We start from the raw sequence: 20,347 nt of genomic DNA on the forward strand, positions 1-20,347 counted from the left end.
ACAATTATTCCATTGTAAGCAGAGTGGTTGGTGCTGCGGATTGGGCACTTTCAATGAAAGTACGGGTATGCCACAGCGTCATATTTTTGTTGATCTCAAGTGTGTCAGATTGTTCTATTACTTTGCCCGAGCGCAGTTTAGTTTTGAGCGTGATATTAACGGTGCCCAAGGTTACCGGTACCTGGGTGAGCTTGATCTGCGCTGGGAGTGACTGCCACTGGCGTAGGTCGGCACCGGCCGTGACCGCGTTTACTACGCTGGTTGCCAATTTAGCAAAGCCATCAAATGCCTGCAGCCCGGTGCTTTGTATTGCTTTATGGGCAGTCATGGCTTTAACCACTTCACGGGTAAGTGCAATTTGCATTTCCCGGTTGGCATTTTTCAGCGCGCTTTGTAAGGTCAGCAGGCTAACAGAGTGATAGTTATCCAGTTCAGCGACTTTTTTACCTTCAATCCAAAGTTCAGATTTATCTATTTTCTGCTCGAATGGCTCGAGGTAGGTCACCGCAATACGACTACCGTGCTCCAGTGCGTCTATCAATCCAGCCGTTTTTGCGCTTTGCCACAGAGTGTCGCCTAATGGCAGACGTTTGGTCAATGCCCCCATGGCAACGTCACCCAGGTCGCCGGTGGCGTAGTTTTGCATCATATCGAACAGGCTGGTGTCTGCGTACAGCATCTGGAACCACCACATTTGCGCTTTTCGCTCCGCTGATGTTCCCCAAAGGATAGGGGTAACAACCAATGCTTTAGCACTGTGGTCTGCGCGTAGCAGTAAATTAAACTCTTTACGTTGTGGGCCAATGCCCGCATTTTGAACAACGGTCAGGCGGGGACCCGCTTGCCTGGCTTCATTGATGCTGTCGCCCCATTTTTCCTCGAGTTCGTTCAGTTCATTACGATAGCCACCGGCTTTTTGCATGACGCGTGCCAGGTCCGTATAGGCCTGTTTTGTGGCGTGAGTGCCTAAGTCGTACTGGTCTGCAAAACCTTGCTCAAATGCCTCTGCGGCCCTTTGATACTGAATACGGGCTGCATCCAGCTCGTTGCTACTTTCATAAAGAATGCCACTGATATAATGAGCAAAGGCGTCATCTTTATAATCGATGTTTTTTAGCAGGTCGTTTGGTGCCAGTAGCGGCTGCAAAATGCGCATCACTCGGTCGGTGAGACCGTCACCGCTGGGTTTTCCGTCATAACCACCAGTTTCATCAGTGAGCGTTGATAAGTAGGTATCAAGCTGGCGCATTTCAACCAGGGCGGCGTCCAGGTAATATTGTCTTTGTGCGGGGTATTGATTTGCTAAAGCGTTATAGTTCAGTGCTTTAAAAACATTGATAAGCGGGCGGTGGAACTCTTTCCCGGAGAACGTCGTGTAAGTCGGGCCGCTTAGCAATGCCAGCGCTTGTTCCGAAACACTGATGGTGTATTGCTCTTCAATAATCGCTTTGGCTTTGTCGAGGTTTTCGTTACTTAGCTGGTATCTTTGCTCAAGATGATACAAAGTGCCAAGCTCAAGGTGGCGTAACAGTTTATTTTTACCCGAAGCCGGGTACGAAGTTTCAATCGCGGTCTTTGCTTGCTCAAACTGACCTTGCTGGGCAAGCAGAATTGCATTTTTGTTAGCGGGTGTTGTATTGCATCCAGTCAGAACCACAATCAGTGCCACGGTTAGCCAAGCTCGATAATGCAAAGTATTGAATAGAGAGAGCATTACGCTTCCTTTGCTTGTAATAAAGTTTACGGTGACTATACCAAAAAAGTTGGATATATTTGCACTAACTTAAAGATTATTTTGCTTTTTTTGAAGCTGAATATTGTAAGAAATCGTTCTTACAATTTATTACTGTAAAGCAATCTGGCTTTTGTTAAATTTAATTCATCGCTTAGCAATCAATAGCTCGAAGGACAATATCATGAAGATCAAACCGCTTATTACTACTATGCTCGTGGCAGGGATGTTAACAGCCTGTAGCTCGACTGGAGAAAAAACTGCCTCTGAGTCGAAGATAAATATACCAGACTGGGTTTTGAACCCGGCTGTTGAAAATGGCATCGCAGCTGCCGATTGTGTGAAGTTCTCTGGAAACATCTCGATTGACCAGAAAATGGCAGTGGCTAACGCAAGGCTGGCGTTGGCTCAACAGATTGAAACACGCATTGAAGGGCTAGACAAAACATTTTCTAACCGTACCGATGCGAACGAAGAAACCACTGTGGGCGCGACGTTTAGCTCAGTTTCAAAGCAGCTAACAAAGCAAACGCTTAATGGCTCTCGTGTGATTAAAGCCGACGTCGTTGAAATTGGCGGCAAAGATTATTTCTGTGCACTGACGACATTATCACCGGCACTGACAAAAAGTCTGTTTAAAGACCTGGTGAAAGAGAGCAAGAAACAAATTAATCCGCAAGATGAGCAATTCCTGTATCAGGAGTTCAAGGCATTTAAAGCAGAAAAAGATCTGGAAAAAGAAATCGCCAGATTAACCAATTAATCGACTCGTTAGCGCACCGAAAGGTGCGCTATTCATTGATAGGAGTGGGCTGTGAAAACCATACTTGCATTGACGATTGCATCTCAGTTTGCCGCCGCGGCAGCGGTTGCCAGTACATCCAGTTTATTTAATGAGCTGGAAGCGGCAATGCAAACCTATGACAACAGCGCCCAGGAACAAACGGAATTTGAGCGCTATAAGGCGCAGCATTTACAAGAATTTAATGACTATGTTGAGACGCATTTTGCTGAATTTGATGCGTTTCGTGACCAACTGATCCAACAGTGGGGAGAAGCGAAGGTTTCTGACCAAAGCCAGTTTGTCAGCTATTCCGAGGATAACCGGGAGCGCCTGGAAGTCGATTTTGAAAACAATGAAATTGTGCTCAGTGTGCGGCATCATGCCGGTTCTCATGTCTCGGATGAGCAGGTTTCACAGGCGATTGAGAGATTTAAACAATCTGAAGATGAGCTGTTTCGTTCATTTCTCAGTGGCGGTGCTCTGGACGATGGCGTGAGTGAGCGCAAACAAGTTGCGATAGATAATGGACTTCGTGTGAAGTCCATTATAGCGGCAAAAGCCCAGATCAAGCAGCAAACCCAGGAGCAGAAGAAGCTCGCAGAACAGCAAGCCGATGAAGCACTGGCGCTGGAGTCTGATCCGCAAGTAGTTGAAGCCGCGAGCAAGCAGCTTACAACCAAAAAGGCGGAGCTGGATCAATTGGCTACCAAGCGCATTAAAAATCTGACCAAGTCTGTTAAACAAATCTCAAAGACTGAGCCTCAGCAGGTCACCCAGGTCCGGATTAAAATGCCGAAAAATGGCCTGGCACATAAACGTGCAGCCCAGTACCAAGGCCAGATAGCAAAGCAAAGTGAGCGTTTTGAAATAGAACCCAGCCTGGTACTGGCGGTTATGCATACAGAAAGCCACTTTAATCCGTTAGCAAAATCACATATTCCGGCATTTGGTTTAATGCAAATCGTGCCTACCAGCGCGGGGGTTGATGTTAATCGCTTCCTGCACAAGCTGGATGAGCCAATGAGTCCGCCGTATTTGTATGTTGTTGATAATAACATCGAGGCCGGTACTGCCTACCTACATTTGCTCAATGATCGTTATCTGAGTGCGATTAAGGATCCCTTGAGCCGTAAGTACTGCATGATTGCAGCGTATAACACGGGCGCGGGTAATGTCGCGAGTGTGTTTAATGCTGACGGTTCGCGCAATATCAAACGTGCAGCGAGAGTGATTAACTCACTGTCTCCTGAGCGTGTGCTAGAGGCGTTGCAGCAAGGTTTGCCTTACAACGAAACGCGCCGCTATCTGAAAAAAGTACTGGCGACTGAAAAACTCTATATTTAATTCCTCACGGGAATAACAGTTCGAACAGAGCTGGTATTCCCGTTTCATTGTGCTTTTCTTTTATCAAATGACCAGCCTGATGCAATTCTTTGCGCCCTAGCTGATCGCTGTCACCTGATACTCATCACCATTTACCTGAAAGCCATGTCTAAGAAGAAAACCTCTGATATTTATTGGGCATAGGTCTAGTTAAGAGGTGCAAAACAGCAAAGTTTAACTGTTTAACGACGAGATATTCTTGCCTTGCTGACTGTTTAAACAAGCGGGTGGCCCCCATCATCTTGAACCTTTCGCATGGCAGCTGAAGCTATTGAAGCGAGTGGGTGGTTATACGTTGCTTTCTCTGAGCTTGATTGAGTAAGCGTTATGAACTTTCAGCGTTCACGGGGACTTTAGGGAGGATCAAAAAGGGCCGCTTAGGCGGCCCCTTTTAGTGGTTATGCAAAGCTTATTCGTAGCTTGCTGGCGATGCCATTGCTGAGCTGGCTCGTGCTGTTGGCGACTTAGAGCCAGAACCCTGGCCACTGTCACTGACCTTTTCACGCATTGAGTCTGGCATTGCCGAGACAGTAATAGCAACCTCTGCACTGTCATCAGCTGCTGCTTTTGTCATTGGCGCTTCGGCGACGTATTGGTAACGTGCCCGGCCCGATACAACTTGCGCTGCAGGAGTTGCAGTTACAGGAGTTTCCTGCGTTTCAACAACAGGAGCTACTTCAGCTTGCTCTGTTACTGGGGCTTCAGCAGCAGGTGCTTCTACTTGCTCTGTAGCTGGCGCTTCAGCAGCTGGAGCTTCCACTTGCTTTGGAGCAGGCGCTTCAGCAGTAGCTGCTTCCACTTGCTCTGTAGCAGGTGCTTCAGCAGCAGCTGCTTCCACTTGCTCTGTAGCAGGCGCTTCATCAGCAGTTGCTGCCACTTGCTCTGTAGTTGGTGCTTCAGCAGCAGGTGCTTCCACTTGCTCTGTAGCAGGTGCTTCAGCAGCAGGTGTTTCCACTTGCTCAGTAGCAGGCGCTTCAGCAGTAGGTGCTTCCACTTGCTCTGTAGCAGGCGCTTCATCAGCAGTTGCTGCCACTTGCTCTGTAGCTGGTGCTTCAGCAGCAGGTGCTTCCACTTGCTCTGTAGCAGGTGCTTCAGCAGCAGGTGTTTCCACTTGCTCAGTAGCAGGCGCTTCAGCAGTAGGTGCTTCCACTTGCTCCGCTACTGGCGCGTCTACAACAGGCGCTTCAGTTTCACTCGCCACTTGCTGTGGCTCTGCGTCTGATGTTTTTGCAGTAGCGTTTAGCTCAGCTTCAAACTCGGCGGCAGCCTGATCAGCAACAGGTACAAATGCCGGTGTTGCGTCTTTATTGTCGTTGCGTTTACGCTTTTGACCTGCCGCTCTCAGGTGACGCGGCGAACGACGAGAGCGAGTACGAGGTTGCTCTCGTTGCTCTTTGTCTTCTTCGCTTGTCTCTTCACCCTGCGCATTGTTCTGACTCAATGCTTGAGTCTGTGTTACCACTTCATCAGCTGGTGCATCTACTGTTTGCACTTGCTCTGCAGCTTCTTGCGGGGCTGCGGCTTTGACTGTAGCGTCATTGCTTTGCTCGGTAACTGGCTGTTGTGCTGGCTCAGGCTGCTGCTCTGGAGTCTGTGCACGCTCTGGTTGCGTGTTAGCGCTCTCGTCATTAGCTTGAGTGGCTTTTACTTCACCCTCAATACGTACTTTCTTTTTCAGGTTGCGGCGCTGGCGACGTGGCTTATTCGCTTTCTCCTGAGTTGCGTTTTCAGTATTGTCTTGCTTTTGTTCAGTAACTGGCTCAGCACTTTGCTTTGCTTTATCTGAATCGTTGCGACGACGCTGGTTCTGACGACGGCGCTTGTTACGGCCTTCGCTGCGTTCCTGGTTGTCGTTACGTTCATCTTTGCGTGTCTTGCTGTCGTTATTGTCTAACTCAGTTTTACGGCTGTCGTTACGCTCATCGCTGCGGTTTTCGTTACGACCATCGTTACGACCATCGTTACGACCATCGTTACGACGGTCATTACGGTTACGGTTTTTGCGACGTTGCTGGTTACGGCGACGATTGTCCTGGCGCTGTCGAGGTTGCTGCTTAGGCTGCTCTTCCTCTTTTTGCTCTTCCTCACCACCAAACAGGCCTTTCAGCCAAGTTCCGATGCGGCTTAGCAGGCCCGCTTCCTCTTGTGCTTTGTTTTGAGTCTCTGGCTGCTTGGTTGTTTGTGCAGCTTGTGGCGCTGCTGCAGGGGCTGGCGCTGGGGCAGTTGGCATTGCAACGCCTTTAAGAACCGGCTCTTCTTTTACCACTGGCGCAGCGATAGGTGCGGCTATCTCTTCAACTTCAGGGGTAGCAACCTGTTCGTAGCTCACACTCTCTGGCACATCATCTTTGCGCAGACGGACCACGTCATAATGTGGTGTTTCCATGTGCTGGTTAGGAATGATCACAACGTCACAGTTGTGGCGCTTTTCAATGCGCTGAACCGCACGGCGCTTTTCGTTAAGCAGGTAAGAGCCCACTTTTACAGGTACCTGTGCGTTAACCTGAGCCGTGTTTTCTTTAATCGCTTCTTCTTCGATTAGACGCAGGATAGACAAAGCAATTGATTCGTTTGAACGGATCGTGCCCTGGCCGTCACAACGAGGACAAGAATGCTGGCTGGCTTCACCCAGTGAAGGACGCAAGCGCTGGCGTGACATTTCTAGCAGGCCGAAGCGTGAAATTTTACCAATTTGTACGCGGGCGCGGTCGGCACGTACTGCATCTTTCAGACGGTTTTCTACTTCACGCTGGTGACGTGGTGGCGTCATATCAATGAAGTCGATCACTATCAGACCACCCAGGTCACGCAAACGTAGTTGACGAGCAATTTCGTCTGCCGCTTCGAGGTTGGTGTTTAGTGCCGTTTCTTCAATATCACCCCCTTTGGTTGCCTTAGAGGAGTTGATATCGATAGAGGTCAGTGCTTCAGTTGGATCAATGACGATTGAGCCGCCAGAAGGCAAACGCACTTCACGCTGGAAAGCTGACTCTATCTGGCTTTCGATTTGGTAGTGCGTGAACAGCGGAACGTCGTTCTGGTATAACTTAACGCGGTTAATAAAGTCTGGGCGGAAGCGCTCAATATGGGCTTTCGCTTCTTCGAATACACGGGCTTTATCAATCAGGATCTCACCGATATCGCGGCGCAAATAGTCGCGGATAGCACGGAAGATAACGTTACTTTCCTGGTGGATTAAGAAAGGTGCTTTGCCGCTGTCCGCAGCATTTTGGATAGCTTCCCAGTGTACCAGCAAGGCTTTCAGGTCATACTCTAATTCTTCAAAAGACTTACCCACACCCGCTGTACGTACGATCAGACCCATGCCTTTAGGTAGATTCAGGCGGCTCAAGGCTTCTTTTAGCTCGATACGCTCATCACCTTCGATACGACGAGAAATACCGCCTGCCCGAGGGTTATTTGGCATCAGTACCAGGTAGCTACCGGCAACACTGATAAAAGTGGTCAGTGCCGCACCTTTTTGGCCTCGTTCCTCTTTATCAACCTGAACAATGACTTCCTGACCTTCTTTGATCACATCTTTGATGTTTGGACGACCGTTGAAGGTATAACCTGATGGGAAGTATGTTTTGGCTATTTCTTTGAGAGGGAGGAAACCGTGGCGCTCAGCACCATAATCAACAAAAGCGGCTTCTAGGGAAGGTTCTATACGAGTGATTTTACCTTTGTAAATATTAGCTTTTTTCTGTTCATGACCAGGGCTTTCGATATCAAGATCGTACAGACGCTGGCCGTCAACCAGTGCAACGCGCATTTCTTCTTGCTGCGTCGCATTGATCAGCATACGTTTCATATTTTTACTCTACTTAATTTTTTTACACTTTGCCTGTGCACGCTAGTTCAGGTGTTTAGTGTTCCTATTTTTATAATGCAGTCTCACGACTGGGAGACGGGAACAATCATTTACTTCCGCATGTAACGCTTACGCCACACTGCTTTTTTAAGTGGCGGGTTACTGAGTGTTTCACTCAACTTGCGGATGTCGCACGGGCCTAAACGTATCCCGACTAAACTACACAAGACATTAATAATTATTGCTTTTAATTTCGGTTATTTAGCTGTGTTTAATCAGTACAATGAACTATTACACGCTTCATTTAAGATTAAACGCACGTATTTGTCACTGGGCCGGGTCGATAAAGCTGTGGAAATCTCAGCTCTAATCTGTATGATCCTCCACCCAAGATGTGCATCACAGCGGCATCAATGCGATAAAAAGCACGCTCGCAAAGATAGGCGGGCCGATTATCCCACTAATACCTCCGTGATAGCAACTAAATTATTACTCAATTCAGTGATTAGGCAATGTCAGAAAAAACCGGCTTAAAGGTAAGTTTTGTAACCATAACAGAAGACCAACTCGGTCAGCGCATAGATAACTTTTTGCTTACCCACCTCAAGGGGGTGCCAAAGAGTGCAATCTACAAAATTCTTCGCAAAGGGGAGGTCAGGGTTAACAAAAAGCGGGTCAAGCCGGTGTATAAGCTGCAACTGAACGACGAAGTGCGTATTCCACCGGTTAAAGTGGCAGAGAAGTCAGAGTTTGTACCAAAGAACCTGGACAAAGTAGCCGGGCTGGAAGATGCGATTCTGTATGAAGATAAGTATCTGATTGTCATGAATAAGCCATCCGGCATGGCGGTGCACGGCGGCAGCGGTCTGAGCTATGGACTGATTGAAGCAATTCGTGCTTTGCGCCCGGAAGAAAGAAATTTGGAGTTAGTACACCGTCTCGATCGTGATACCTCCGGCTGTTTACTGATCTCAAAACGTCGCGCCATTCTCAAAGGGTTGCACGAACAGCTCAGAGAAAAAACCATGGAAAAGAATTACTGGGCTCTGGTGTGTGGTGAGTGGTCTGCAAAGCATAAAAATGTCACTGAGCCGCTGCGCAAAAACACCCTGCAATCCGGCGAGCGGGTGGTGCGAGTTGATCACGAAGAAGGCAAAGCGTCGCATACGCGCTTTCGGGTACTGGAACGCTTCAACGGTGCGACTTTGGTTCAGGCATCGCCTGTCACGGGACGCACCCACCAGATCCGTGTGCATACTCAGTGCAAAGGTCACCCAATAGCGTGTGATGATAAGTATGGCGATCAGGTGTTCGACAGCCAAATGCGCCAGCTCGGCCTGGGTCGCTTGTTCTTGCATGCCCGTGAGCTCAGATTTATCCATCCTAAGCATGAGACTACGCTTCATGTTGAAGCACCGCTGGACAAAGCGCTGGAGCACTGCCTTGCAACATTAAGAGGTACCCATGGCATATAAACTGGTTATTTTCGATTGGGATGGTACGGTCATGGACACTGTGCCTAAAATTGTTAATACCCTTCATAAGGTAACGGCATGTCATGGGCTTGAGCCCATTTCAAATGAGGCAGCCAAGTCAATCATAGGTTTGTCACTAGAGAAGGCCATGGCAACTTTGTTCCCAGAGCAACAAGATAAGGCGGCTGATTTAGCATTGACGTATAAACGTCTATATAAAGAAGACACAACGCCCATCATCGTGTTTGAGGGAGTTGCAGCACTACTGGCAGAATTGAAGGCTCAAGGGACCTTACTTGCTGTTGCGACTGGCAAAAGTCGTGCAGGCCTGGATAATTTGTTGGCGCACAGTGGTTTGAGTGACTACTTTAGTGTTACTAAGACAGCGGATGACGCAAAGTCAAAACCCGATCCGGATATGCTGCTGCAGATCTTGCATGAGCTGGATGTGTCCCCTGAAGAGGCTATTATGGTAGGCGATACCGGGATTGATATGGCGCTGGCAAGCAATGCCAAAGTACCGGCTGTCGCTGTCACCCTTGGTGCTGCCAGCGAAGCGCAGCTCAAGGCTTACGCGCCACTGGCATTGTGCCATAGTTATGCTCAGCTGAGTGACTTCCTACTGTCCGAGTACGTCGACGCCGAATTCGCCCAGTGATTTAGTCAGTTCAATCAGAGGGAGCCCAATTAATGTATTGGGATCGTCTCCCTCAAGTTTATCGAACAGGCAAATACCCAGTCCTTCACTTTTAAAACTCCCCGCACAGTTAAGCGGCTGCTCCTTTGCGACATATTGCTCAATCTGGGCGTCTGTTAACTGACGAAAATGCACTTTAAACGGCACAACTTTAGTTACGGCTCGCTGCGTCTCGAGCTCATAGACGCATAGCCCGGTGAGAAAAGTGACCACCTGACCGCTGAATTGTTTGAGCTGCGCATGAGCGTTTTCCACCGTGTGAGGTTTACCGAGGATCTGGCCGTCAAATAAAGCGACCTGATCTGAGCCAATGACCAATCCACTGCTATAATTCTGATGCGCGACACGCGCTTTGCTTTCACTTAATCTGGCAACCAGCTCGGCAGGCGTCTCTTGAGGTAAAACTGATTCATCAATGTCGGGAGAAAAGCTGTCAAATGGCAGGCACAATTTTGCTAAAATTTGCTGTCTAAATGGTGAGCTGGAGGCTAATATAAGTGGTGATTTCATAAGTACCGTCACTGCGTTGTAGTAAATTCTCCATAGGATAATCACAACGTGGTTAAAAACAATATGAAAGTTTAATTTTGCTTTGACTAAAGCATTAACTATCTATATGATGCAGCCCCTATGCAAAAGGTGAAAATTCCCATCACCATTGATCCTTGCAAAGCGGCACAGCGCCGGGCCAGTTATGACGGTGTGATAGCGCTTGAAGAACTTTCTCGTTTGCAGCAAGTTGTGCAAGATCAAGTAGGTGAAATAGCGGTAACTATTCGTTGCGAAACAGACCAGCAAGGTTTGGTTGTGGTACGTGGAAACGTGCAAGCCAAAGTCACCGTGCTGTGTCAGCGTTGTAACGATGAATTAGGGTTGGATTTGGAACAAGACTTTGCGTATTCGCCAGTCGGATTCGGTACAGAGTCGGAAGAACTCCCTGAGTGTTATGATGTTGTGGAGTTGGATGAAGAAGGTGAGATTAATCTGCGGCAAATTGTCGAAGATGAGTTGATACTGGCGATCCCAATCGTTCCTAAGCATACAGAAGCATCTTGTTCTTTTTCTGATAAGCCAGTTAGCTTTGGTGATATAGAAGAACAAGAGAGTAAACCAAATCCATTTGAAATTTTAAAACAACTTAAGAAAGATTCTTAGGAGATAGGCTAATGGCGGTACAAAAAAGTAAAGTGTCACGTTCACGTCGTGGCATGCGTCGTTCACACGATGCTATTAACGGTCCTACACTAACTGTAGATCAAGTTTCTGGTGAGACTCACCGTCGTCACCACGTAACTGCTGACGGTTACTACAAAGGCGAAAAAGTAATTTCTAAGTAAGAGATTGCTTTATGCACGCTGATCTAACCATAGCGTTAGATATGATGGGGGGCGATTACGGCCCCCGTTCATCTATACCTGCCGCGCTCGCTGCAGTCGAAAAACACCCCCGCTTAATTTTGTTGCTCTGTGGCAACCGAACCGTTCTTGAAAGTGCGCTCGAAAAAGCCAACGCCCTGTCACATCCACGTTTAATCGTTAAGCATTGCGACGAAGTCGTCACCAATACGTGTGATCCGGCTCAGGCATTGCGCAACAAACGAAATTCCTCCATGCGAGTGGCACTGGACCTGGTTAAGTCAGGTCAGGCGCAAGCATGTGTCAGTTCCGGTAATACTGGCGCACTATTGAGTATGGCGCACTACGTTCTGAAAATGCTGCCCGGTATCAAAAGGCCCGCTTTAATCACTTCTGTACCAACAGAAAAAAAACAACCCGTTTATTTGCTGGACCTTGGTGCTAACATACAGTGCGATCCCGAAACCTTATTACAGTTTGCCATTATGGGTTCCATAGTCGCAGGTGCTGCACTGAAACTGGACAAACCTAAAGTTCACCTGCTCAACATCGGGCTTGAAGACATAAAAGGGCACGATGGGATAAAGCAAGCTGCCAGATTGATGCAAGGCTGTTCCGCCATCAATTATCAGGGCTATTGCGAAGGGAGTGATATATTTTCAGGTAAGTCAGACGTCATTGTGTGTGAGGGTTTTGTTGGTAACGTCGCATTGAAAACCTGCGAAGGAATTGCCAAACTTATCATGTTTAAGTTTACAAAAGCGTTGAAAAAGCACCTTTTTTACCGCAGTCTGGCGTTTTTACTCAGGCCCGTCATAAAAAAACTGTATAAACGTGTGAACCCCGACCAGTATAATGGCGCAAGTCTGGTAGGATTGCGCGGTATTGTAGTGAAAAGTCACGGAAATGCGTCGAAGAAGGCTTTTATGGCCGCGATTGAAGAAGCGGCCAGAGAGGTCGATAGACGTATTCCAGATAAAATCCAGGCGGCCTTTGAAGAAATGGCGCCGATTGAAGAGACATCTGTCAGATCCTAGTTTCATCCAAATAGTGTGGCTAAGGAAATGGCAGAATACAGAAATCATAAGAGCACACTATGTCACAAAAGATTGCTTTACTATTTCCAGGCCAGGGCTCTCAGAGCGTTGGCATGTTGGCGGAATTATTAGAAACTTCCAAAGTTGTTCAGGATACCTTTGCAGAGGCCTCTGCAGCACTGGGTTATGACCTGGCAAAACTCGTTTTAGATGGTCCTGAAAGCGAGCTAAATGAAACACACCGCACCCAGCCTGCATTGTTGACTGCCAGTGTGGCGATTTTCCGTCAATGGCAAACCGAACAGGTAGACGCTGAACTGGTATTAGCGGGACACAGTTTGGGTGAATATTCTGCCCTGGTGTGTGCAGGCGTGCTTGAGCTGTCTACGGCCGTTAAACTGGTTGAAAAACGTGGCTTGTATATGCAACAGGCAGTACCGGCAGGTACTGGGTCAATGGCTGCAATCATAGGTCTGGATGACGAGACCATTGCGAAGATTTGTGAGGAACAATCAGAGCAGCAAGTTGTGGCGCCGGTCAATTTCAACTCTCCAGGCCAGGTGGTCATTGCTGGTCACAAAGAAGCGGTAGAGCGTGCATCAGAAGCCTGTAAAGAGGCGGGAGCGAAGCGTGCACTGCCTCTGGCTGTAAGCGTGCCTTCTCACTGCGCGTTAATGAAACCTGCGGCCGAGCAACTTGCAGCAGATCTTGCCGAGATCGAGTTTTCAGCACCCAACTTTCCAGTGATCAATAATGTCGACGTTGTTGCGCAGCAAAGTGGTGATGCAATTAAAGATGCCCTGATTCGTCAGCTATATAGCCCCGTGCGTTGGACTGAGACGGTACAGCAATTGGCGAAAGAAGGGATCACTCAGGCTTACGAATTTGGCCCGGGTAAAGTTATCACTGGCCTGGTTAAACGAATTGATAAATCTGTAGCGTGTAGCGCCGTCAATGATACGGCAGCAATCACGTCTGCTAAGTAAATGACGGAATTGAATATGACAAACCTATTTGATTTAACAGGTAAAGTGGTACTTGTTACAGGCGCAAGCCGTGGTATTGGTAAGGCTATTGCAAATGCGATGGTAGCACAAGGTGCAAAGGTAGCAGGTACTGCAACAAGCGAATCGGGTGCAGAAAAGATTTCTGACTATCTGGGCGAAAATGGTAAAGGTTACAAGCTTAATGTAACTGACGCAGAATCGATTGAAGCCACGCTTCAGGCGATTAAGCAAGACCTGGGTGATGTGGATGTGTTGGTTAACAATGCGGGTATTACCCGTGATAACTTGTTGATGCGCATGAAAGATCAAGAGTGGGATGAGATCCTTGATACTAACCTGAGTTCAATTTTCCGTTTGTCTAAGGCTGTTTTGCGTCCTATGATGAAGAAAAAATCAGGCCGTATCATTAATATTGGCTCTGTGGTTGGCACAATGGGTAATGCGGGTCAGGCGAACTATGCAGCTGCTAAAGCAGGTGTGATTGGTTTCTCAAAATCTATGGCCCGAGAAGTGGCATCACGTGGTATTACCGTTAACGTGATTGCACCTGGCTTTATCCAAACAGACATGACTGATGAGCTAACTGACGAGCAAAAGGCGGCAACGCTCGCGAACGTGCCAGCAGGGCGCCTTGGTAAGCCGGAAGAAATCGCAGCGGCAGCAGTTTATCTCGCATCTGATGCTGGTGCTTATGTTTCTGGCGAAACTTTGCACGTAAACGGCGCTATGTATATGGTGTAACAATTGCTCGCGAGGTTTAATTTTTTGTGATCTTGCGGCAATCTTACTTGAAATTGCTATTAAAATAGGCGATAAAAGTACAAAATATTTAGTAACAGGTTTGACCAGAAAAAAAAGTCATGGTCAATCCTTGAATCACAGTATGATGCGCCGTAAACTACGCCGCAATCTGAAATTAACGCGATAGCGTTTAAATAAAGGAAAGAAGAATGAGCGACATCCAAGAACGCGTAAAAAAAATCATCGTTGAGCAACTAGGTGTTAAAGAAGAAGAAGTAAAATCAGAAGCGTCTTTCGTAGACGATCTGGGTGCTGATTCTCTTGACACTGTTGAGCTGGTAATGGCTCTGGAAGAAGAGTTCGACACTGAGATCCCTGATGAAGAAGCTGAGAAAATCACTACTGTTCAGGCAGCGATCGATTACGTTACTGCTCACGCTGAGTAATTAACGGTTTTAAATTAGGGCAGCATTCGCTGCCCTGATCATTTATCCCCCCATCATTTCGAAAATCCCTTTTGGAGGAAACCGTGGCTAAACGTCGAGTCGTAGTAACTGGCTTAGGTATGTTGACGCCGCTAGGTAATGACGTCGAGTCAACCTGGCAGGGCTTGTTAGAAGGCCGAAGTGGTATTCGCAATATCACACACTTTGACACAACTCAGTTCGGTACCAAATTTGCGGGTCTGGTCAATGATTTTGACGAGACTCAATACATGTCAAAGAAAGATGCCAAGAAAATGGACTTGTTCATTCAGTACGGCATCGCGGCGGGCGTACAGGCGCTTAAAGATTCCGGGTTGGAAATCACAGAACAAAATGCCAAGCGCGTTGGTGTCGCTGTGGGTTCTGGGATCGGGGGCCTGACGCTGATTGAAGAAAACCATGTCAAGCTACTGAATAGCGGCCCTCGCAAGCTGTCTCCTTTTTATGTGCCTTCGACCATCATCAATATGATCTCAGGTCACCTGTCTATTATGCACGGCCTGCAAGGCCCTAACATTTCTATTGTGACGGCATGTACGACAGGCCTGCATAACATCGGCCATGCGGCACGTATGATAGCCTACGGCGATGCGGATGCTATGGTTGCCGGTGGCGCAGAGAAAGCGTCGACGCCAATTGGTATGGGTGGCTTTAGTGCAGCGCGTGCTTTATCGACACGCAATGATGATCCACAAGCGGCGTCGCGCCCTTGGGATAAAGATCGTGATGGTTTCGTCCTGGCCGATGGTGCAGGTGTGATTGTGCTGGAAGAGTATGAACACGCGAAAGCACGTGGCGCGAAAATCTACGCAGAGCTGGTTGGCTTTGGTATGAGTGGCGATGCTTATCACATGACGTCACCGCCAGAAGATGGCGCAGGTGCTGCACTGGCGATGGAAAATGCCTTACAGGATGCCGGTGTTAACGCCGAGCAGATTGGCTACATCAATGCACATGGTACGTCAACATTTGCAGGTGATAAGGCAGAAACTTCAGCCGTTAAGTCTATTTTCGGTGATGCTGCGAAAGATGTGATGGTGAGCTCATCTAAGTCTATGATGGGTCACTTATTGGGTGCTGCAGGCTCTGTAGAGTCTATCATCAGTATTTTGTCACTACAGCACCAAAAGGTCACGCCGACCATCAACCTAGATAATCCGGATGAGGGGTGCGACCTTGATTACGTACCTCACACGGCACGTGATGCTAAGTTAGACTATGCGCTATGTAACTCATTTGGGTTCGGCGGCACAAACGGCTCTTTGTTGTTTAAGAAAGTCTGATAGTTAACTCAGTATAGAAGCCCGGCAATGCCGGGTTTTTTTATGCCCATATGGCACCGTCTAAACTTCAGATATGATACAGTTGGCGCAATCAATTTGGTGTGGTAAAGATTAATGCAGCAGGTAAGCAGCCGGGATCGGGGCCTCAATTATGGCGATGGCTTTTTTACAACGGTTAAAATTTCAGCGGGAAAACTGGAGCGCTGGGAAGGCCACTTAAAACGCCTGGCGCAGTGTGCAAATGCTTTGTATTTCCCAGAGATAGACTACAGGGCACTGACAGAGCAATGCGAGTGTGCGTCAAGGGAAGTGGCTCAGGGCGTGCTCAAAGTGGTGATCACTCGAGGAGAAGGCGGCAGGGGTTATGGCTTGCCTGAGGAGCCTCAGGTTACAACGCTGGTGTCGCTATCGTCGTATCCGGCCCATTATGCGCGCTGGCATGATGAGGGTGTGACTCTGGCCTTGTCAGATGTCCGTCTGGGTCACCAACCTATGTTGGCCGGACTGAAAACACTAAACCGCCTTGAGCAGGTGCTCATTAAACAAAATGCCGCCCACAAAGCTGCGGATGACGTCCTTGTGCTGGATTTACACGGCCAGGTCATCGAAAGTTCGGCAGCCAACATTCTGATCTATAAAGATAAGCACTGGTATACGCCCGATTTATCTCACTGTGGGATCCAGGGTGTTTTTCTCTCAAGCCTGCAACAGCATAACGCCATTCAAACGACTTCTCTGAGCCTGGAGTCTGTTTATGTGGCGGACGCTGTTTATCTGTGTAACAGCCTGATGGGCCTGGTGCCGGTACGTCAGATTGAGAATCATTGTTTCAACCTGGATAAGGCGCATGCCTGGGCAAAGGAGCTTGTTGTTAGATCATGATGAAAAAGCTGATTTTACTTTTGCTGTTGGGATTAGTCATTGTTGTACTGGCAGCCACGCACACCATTTCAGAGTTTAAGGATGCACCACTTCGCAGCGATACCCACTACTTTGAGGTGAAGCGGGGAGACAGCTTTTTGGCCATTTGCCAGCGCTGGCAACGCCAGGGCTGGGTAGACAGCTGCTTGCCTTATCAGGTTTACGGCAAAGTGTTCCCGGAGCGAGTCAAAGTCAAAGCGGGTGTCTACGAATTACTGGGTCTGAGTGTACTCGATGCGCTATCAAAGCTAAGTGCCGGGGCGCAGGCCGATTTCATGTTCACCATTATTGAAGGGCAAACCTTTAAACAGGTACTGACAAACCTCAAAGATGCACCCTTTATTCACTTTGACCTGAACGAAGCGGACGTGGCAAAGCACATGCGCCTTGATACAGCAGGGCTGTCCGGTGATCAGGCTTTTCATCCGGAAGGCTGGTTATATCCCGAAACCTATCATTACCACGCGCACAGTAAAGCATCTGCCCTGATAAAACGTGCCAGCGAGCGTATGCATCAGCAGCTGGCATCCGCATGGCAACAAAGGGCGGCCGACTTGCCCATCAGCTCAGCCTATGAGGCGCTGATCCTGGCATCCATCATCGAAAAAGAAACAGGTAAAGCACAAGAGCGTCCGATCATTGCATCTGTCTTTGTAAACCGCCTGAACCGCAAGATGCGACTACAAACGGACCCGACGGTTATTTATGGTCTGGGTGAGCGCTTTGACGGCGACATCAAGCGCCGTGATTTACGCGAACATACGCCTTACAACACATATCGAATTAAGGGCTTACCTCCGACACCCATCGCCATGCCGTCGTTCGCTGCGATTAAAGCAGCCACTCAGCCGGCACAAACGGATTATCTGTATTTTGTCTCAAAAGGGGATGGCAGCCATTATTTCTCCAAGTCTTTACGAGAGCACAATCAGGCGGTGCAGCGCTATATACTGAATAAACAAAATGGCTGAATAAGCCAACTATCTACGCGGCGCAACGAGTGGTCGCAAGCGGCTGTATATTGTAGATAAATATGATATACCAGCAACATACACTACACGCAGAATAAAAACTGGAGCTAAGTAATGAATAAGTTGAACGCGCTCACGCTCGCAGTAGCGATTGCTCTGTCGGGCTGTGCTCAGGAAAGCCGGGTCAATCAGGCCGACTCAGCAGCGACTGCTGCTGCGCCATTGTCACGCGCAGATATTGACAAGCAAGTTGACGCCTATACACAAACCTTTATTAATCATCAACCTGCACTGGCAACCTCCTTAAAGCTATCCACCGATCAATACGGCAGTTATGCCGACAGGCTGCCTGACTACTCAGCATCGGGCATGCAGGCGTTGCAAATTGATATGAATAATGCGGCAGAAAAACTAAAACGCCTGCAAGCGCATAAAATGAGTGAAGATGATCGTTTACACCTGCGTGTGAACGAAGTGCTGGCGCGTTATTATGCCGGTGATGCCCAATTTAGCGGCGGTTATATAGATACCTGGGGTGGCCACTTACCTTATATTGTTAATCAGCTTTCCGGGCCTCTGGTGGATATTCCAAACCTGCTTAAGGATCAGCATAGCGTTGAAAATCTGCAGGATGCGCAAAACTATCTGACCAGGCTGGAAGCGTTTGCAGCTCTGACCGATCAGGTCCGGGGTAAGCTGGCGGATGATGCTGAAAAGGGCATCATCCTGCCCAAGGTCCTGTTCCCGAATACCTTTGGATACCTGAATAACTTTACCGCGCATGCGGGCGAGAAACACCCATTGGTTACTTCATTTGATGCCAGGTTATCACAAGTTGCCTCTATCTCTGACGCACAGCGCACTGAGCTCGTTGATGCGGCTACAGCATTGGTTGATAAAAAGATTTACCCCGCATACCAGCGTGTGATTGCCGATCTCAAAGTGTTACAAGCAAAAGCCCCTGAAAAAGTTGGGATCTGGGCGCAACCTGGTGGTGAAGCTTTTTACCAGCATGAAATTACCTATCTGGCCGATTCGGATCTCAGCGCTCAGCAGATCCACGATATTGGACTTGCTGAAGTTAAACGGATCACCGAACGGATGGACGAGATCCTGCGCGAAAATGGTTATACCACAGGCTCTGTGGGCGATCGTATGAAGCAGCTAAATGATGAACCTCGCTTTTTATACGAAGACAGTGACGCGGGGCGTGAAGCATTGCTGACCTTCCTGCGTGGAGAAATTGAGACCATCAATAAAAAAGCACCGCAGTACTTTTCAACTTTGCCGCCGCAAGAAGTAGAGGTACGCCGTATTCCTAAAGAAGTGGAAGCCGGTGCACCGGGTGGCTATTACAGCGCGCCTTCTCTGGATGGCAGTCGTCCCGGGGTATTTGCCATCAACCTTAAAGATATGAAGGCCGTCCCCAGCTTTGGTATGAAAACACTGACCTATCACGAAGCCGTGCCCGGTCACCATTTCCAGATTGCGCTCAACATGCTGCAGACAGATATTGGTCTGATGCGTCAGAATGCCTCGTTCAATGGCTATATTGAGGGCTGGGCACTGTATTCAGAATTAGTCGCCTATGAAATGGGGATGTACGAGAACGACCCGTTTGGCGACCTGGGTCGTTTGCAGGCAGAAGCCTATCGGGCTGCGCGCCTGGTGGTCGACACCGGACTGCACTATAAACAATGGACGCGTCAGCAAGCGATTGAGTACTTTGCTGAAGCGACGGGCTCGGCTATGAGCGATGTCACAGCGGCCATTGATCGCTATATCGCCTGGCCTGGTCAGGCGCTGGGATACAAGCTGGGAATGATTAAGCTCGTTGAGTTGCGCGATAAAGCCCGTAAGGCGCTGGGTGACAAGTTTGACATCAAAGCGTTCCATGATGTGATCTTACTCAAAGGTGCCAGACCCCTGGCGATTGTGGAAGACGACGTCGACCGCTGGGTTGCATCACAAAGCTAACTTTAGAAGGTGGCTGTATAGCCACCTTACAGCTTTGGTGAGAATGGAAGCTTTAGCCTTATTAATTTATTAATAGTTTGACTCTCTTTTTTATTTTTTGTTTGCTTTTCACTCACTTCTGTCTACTGTGGTTTTGAGTTAAATAGAAGGAGACCTAAAATGAAACTTAACTTAAAGAAAAAGCCAGTAAAAAAATTAGCAACTGAAAACAAAGGCTTGGCAAGAGGTTTGACACCAAATGTGGCAGGGGGAGGACTCACAAACTCCGATACTGAATGTCAGGGTGCTGAAGGACACAAGCACTAATAAAGACTACCCATTGATTTAAGCTTCAACCAACACTGCTATTTTTGAACAGTGTTGGTTGTATACTGACAAGCTTTCACTTCACCAAAGTTACAAGTACCCATCCGAATTTTTAAATTGAATACTCACTCAATACCTCAAAAAATTATTACTACAAAGCGTTAAAAGCCTCTGCATTAGCTTACTCGTTTGGTGTAAACACAGAATGAATCCGCTCGCCTAGCATCTGCCTTATCGTAACTTTCCAATTCTAGTTGTTGTTTTAATTACTCAAGTACTCCCAATATTCGATATCACAGACTCTTAGCTGTGTAACGGAGCACAGGTTCTGCGGTCGACTCTGAGCCGGGTCTTGTATTTGGTGAGTTTCTGTTGAGCT

At 48.1% G+C, this 20,347-nt stretch carries 18 protein-coding genes; 15 read left to right on the top strand and 3 right to left on the bottom strand.

Translation table 11 applies throughout. The features are described from left to right. Positions 1 to 4: 4 nt before the first annotated feature. Complete coding sequence (locus tag TW77_RS15650) at positions 5 to 1,714, bottom strand: hypothetical protein (protein WP_046005919.1); 1,710 nt, start codon at positions 1,712 to 1,714, stop codon at positions 5 to 7. Positions 1,715 to 1,916: 202 nt separating this feature from the next. Between TW77_RS15650 and TW77_RS15655 the strand changes: the two genes are divergently transcribed. Then, positions 1,917 to 2,495 (top strand): LPP20 family lipoprotein, encoded by a 579-nt coding sequence (locus TW77_RS15655; protein ID WP_046005920.1) that lies wholly within the window; start codon positions 1,917 to 1,919, stop codon positions 2,493 to 2,495. Between the two features lie 51 nt (positions 2,496 to 2,546). Next, positions 2,547 to 3,860, top strand: a complete 1,314-nt coding sequence (locus TW77_RS15660) for a transglycosylase SLT domain-containing protein (RefSeq protein ID WP_046005921.1) — start codon at positions 2,547 to 2,549, stop codon at positions 3,858 to 3,860. A gap of 448 nt (positions 3,861 to 4,308) precedes the next feature. Here the strand turns inward: TW77_RS15660 and rne are convergent, their stop codons facing one another. Further along, positions 4,309 to 7,713: a ribonuclease E gene (rne, locus tag TW77_RS15665; RefSeq protein ID WP_046005922.1), complete on the bottom strand. Its 3,405-nt coding sequence runs from the start codon at positions 7,711 to 7,713 to the stop codon at positions 4,309 to 4,311. A gap of 512 nt (positions 7,714 to 8,225) precedes the next feature. Here rne and rluC point away from each other — a divergent pair. Then, positions 8,226 to 9,188: a 23S rRNA pseudouridine(955/2504/2580) synthase RluC gene (gene rluC / locus TW77_RS15670; RefSeq protein ID WP_046005923.1), complete on the top strand. Its 963-nt coding sequence runs from the start codon at positions 8,226 to 8,228 to the stop codon at positions 9,186 to 9,188. Next, positions 9,178 to 9,846, top strand: a complete 669-nt coding sequence (locus tag TW77_RS15675) for an HAD-IIIA family hydrolase (protein WP_046005924.1) — start codon at positions 9,178 to 9,180, stop codon at positions 9,844 to 9,846. The genes rluC and TW77_RS15675 overlap by 11 nt, the downstream gene beginning before the upstream one ends. Here the strand turns inward: TW77_RS15675 and TW77_RS15680 are convergent. After that, positions 9,808 to 10,395, bottom strand: coding sequence for a Maf family protein (locus TW77_RS15680; protein WP_046005925.1), 588 nt, complete (start codon positions 10,393 to 10,395; stop codon positions 9,808 to 9,810). The genes TW77_RS15675 and TW77_RS15680 overlap by 39 nt on opposite strands. Before the next feature lie 120 nt (positions 10,396 to 10,515). Here TW77_RS15680 and yceD point away from each other — a divergent pair, with 120 nt between their 5' ends. The 11 genes from yceD to TW77_RS25220 all read left to right on the top strand — a co-directional run bounded on the left by yceD (position 10,516) and on the right by TW77_RS25220 (position 19,968). Next, the gene (gene yceD, locus TW77_RS15685; protein ID WP_046005926.1) at positions 10,516 to 11,040 is read left to right on the top strand and encodes a 23S rRNA accumulation protein YceD; all 525 of its coding nucleotides are present in this window, start codon (positions 10,516 to 10,518) and stop codon (positions 11,038 to 11,040) included. A gap of 11 nt (positions 11,041 to 11,051) precedes the next feature. After that, positions 11,052 to 11,222, top strand: a complete 171-nt coding sequence (gene rpmF, locus TW77_RS15690; protein WP_010382129.1) for a 50S ribosomal protein L32 — start codon at positions 11,052 to 11,054, stop codon at positions 11,220 to 11,222. A gap of 11 nt (positions 11,223 to 11,233) precedes the next feature. Then, positions 11,234 to 12,277 (top strand): phosphate acyltransferase PlsX, encoded by a 1,044-nt coding sequence (plsX, locus tag TW77_RS15695; RefSeq protein WP_046005927.1) that lies wholly within the window; start codon positions 11,234 to 11,236, stop codon positions 12,275 to 12,277. Positions 12,278 to 12,336: 59 nt separating this feature from the next. Further along, positions 12,337 to 13,263, top strand: coding sequence for an ACP S-malonyltransferase (fabD, locus tag TW77_RS15700; RefSeq protein ID WP_046005928.1), 927 nt, complete (start codon positions 12,337 to 12,339; stop codon positions 13,261 to 13,263). A gap of 15 nt (positions 13,264 to 13,278) precedes the next feature. Beyond that, positions 13,279 to 14,025 (top strand): 3-oxoacyl-ACP reductase FabG, encoded by a 747-nt coding sequence (fabG, locus tag TW77_RS15705; protein WP_046005929.1) that lies wholly within the window; start codon positions 13,279 to 13,281, stop codon positions 14,023 to 14,025. A 209-nt stretch (positions 14,026 to 14,234) separates the two neighbouring features. Further along, positions 14,235 to 14,471 carry an acyl carrier protein gene (acpP, locus tag TW77_RS15710; RefSeq protein ID WP_010374019.1) on the top strand — a complete coding sequence of 79 codons (237 nt, stop codon included), beginning with the start codon at positions 14,235 to 14,237 and terminating at the stop codon, positions 14,469 to 14,471. A gap of 83 nt (positions 14,472 to 14,554) precedes the next feature. Beyond that, positions 14,555 to 15,793, top strand: coding sequence for a beta-ketoacyl-ACP synthase II (fabF, locus tag TW77_RS15715; protein WP_046005930.1), 1,239 nt, complete (start codon positions 14,555 to 14,557; stop codon positions 15,791 to 15,793). A 114-nt stretch (positions 15,794 to 15,907) separates the two neighbouring features. Continuing rightward, positions 15,908 to 16,675, top strand: a complete 768-nt coding sequence (gene pabC / locus TW77_RS15720) for an aminodeoxychorismate lyase (RefSeq protein ID WP_046005931.1) — start codon at positions 15,908 to 15,910, stop codon at positions 16,673 to 16,675. Further along, positions 16,675 to 17,685, top strand: a complete 1,011-nt coding sequence (mltG, locus tag TW77_RS15725; RefSeq protein WP_046005932.1) for an endolytic transglycosylase MltG — start codon at positions 16,675 to 16,677, stop codon at positions 17,683 to 17,685. Before pabC ends, mltG begins: the two co-directional genes overlap by 1 nt. A 114-nt stretch (positions 17,686 to 17,799) precedes the next feature. Next, positions 17,800 to 19,662 (top strand): DUF885 domain-containing protein, encoded by a 1,863-nt coding sequence (locus TW77_RS15730; protein WP_046005933.1) that lies wholly within the window; start codon positions 17,800 to 17,802, stop codon positions 19,660 to 19,662. A gap of 159 nt (positions 19,663 to 19,821) precedes the next feature. Further along, positions 19,822 to 19,968: a hypothetical protein gene (locus TW77_RS25220; RefSeq protein WP_156158688.1), complete on the top strand. Its 147-nt coding sequence runs from the start codon at positions 19,822 to 19,824 to the stop codon at positions 19,966 to 19,968. Positions 19,969 to 20,347: the final 379 nt, after the last annotated feature.

Origin of the sequence: Pseudoalteromonas rubra (genome assembly GCF_000967655.1) — a bacterium.
Classification (GTDB): Bacteria; Pseudomonadota; Gammaproteobacteria; order Enterobacterales; family Alteromonadaceae; genus Pseudoalteromonas; species Pseudoalteromonas rubra_A.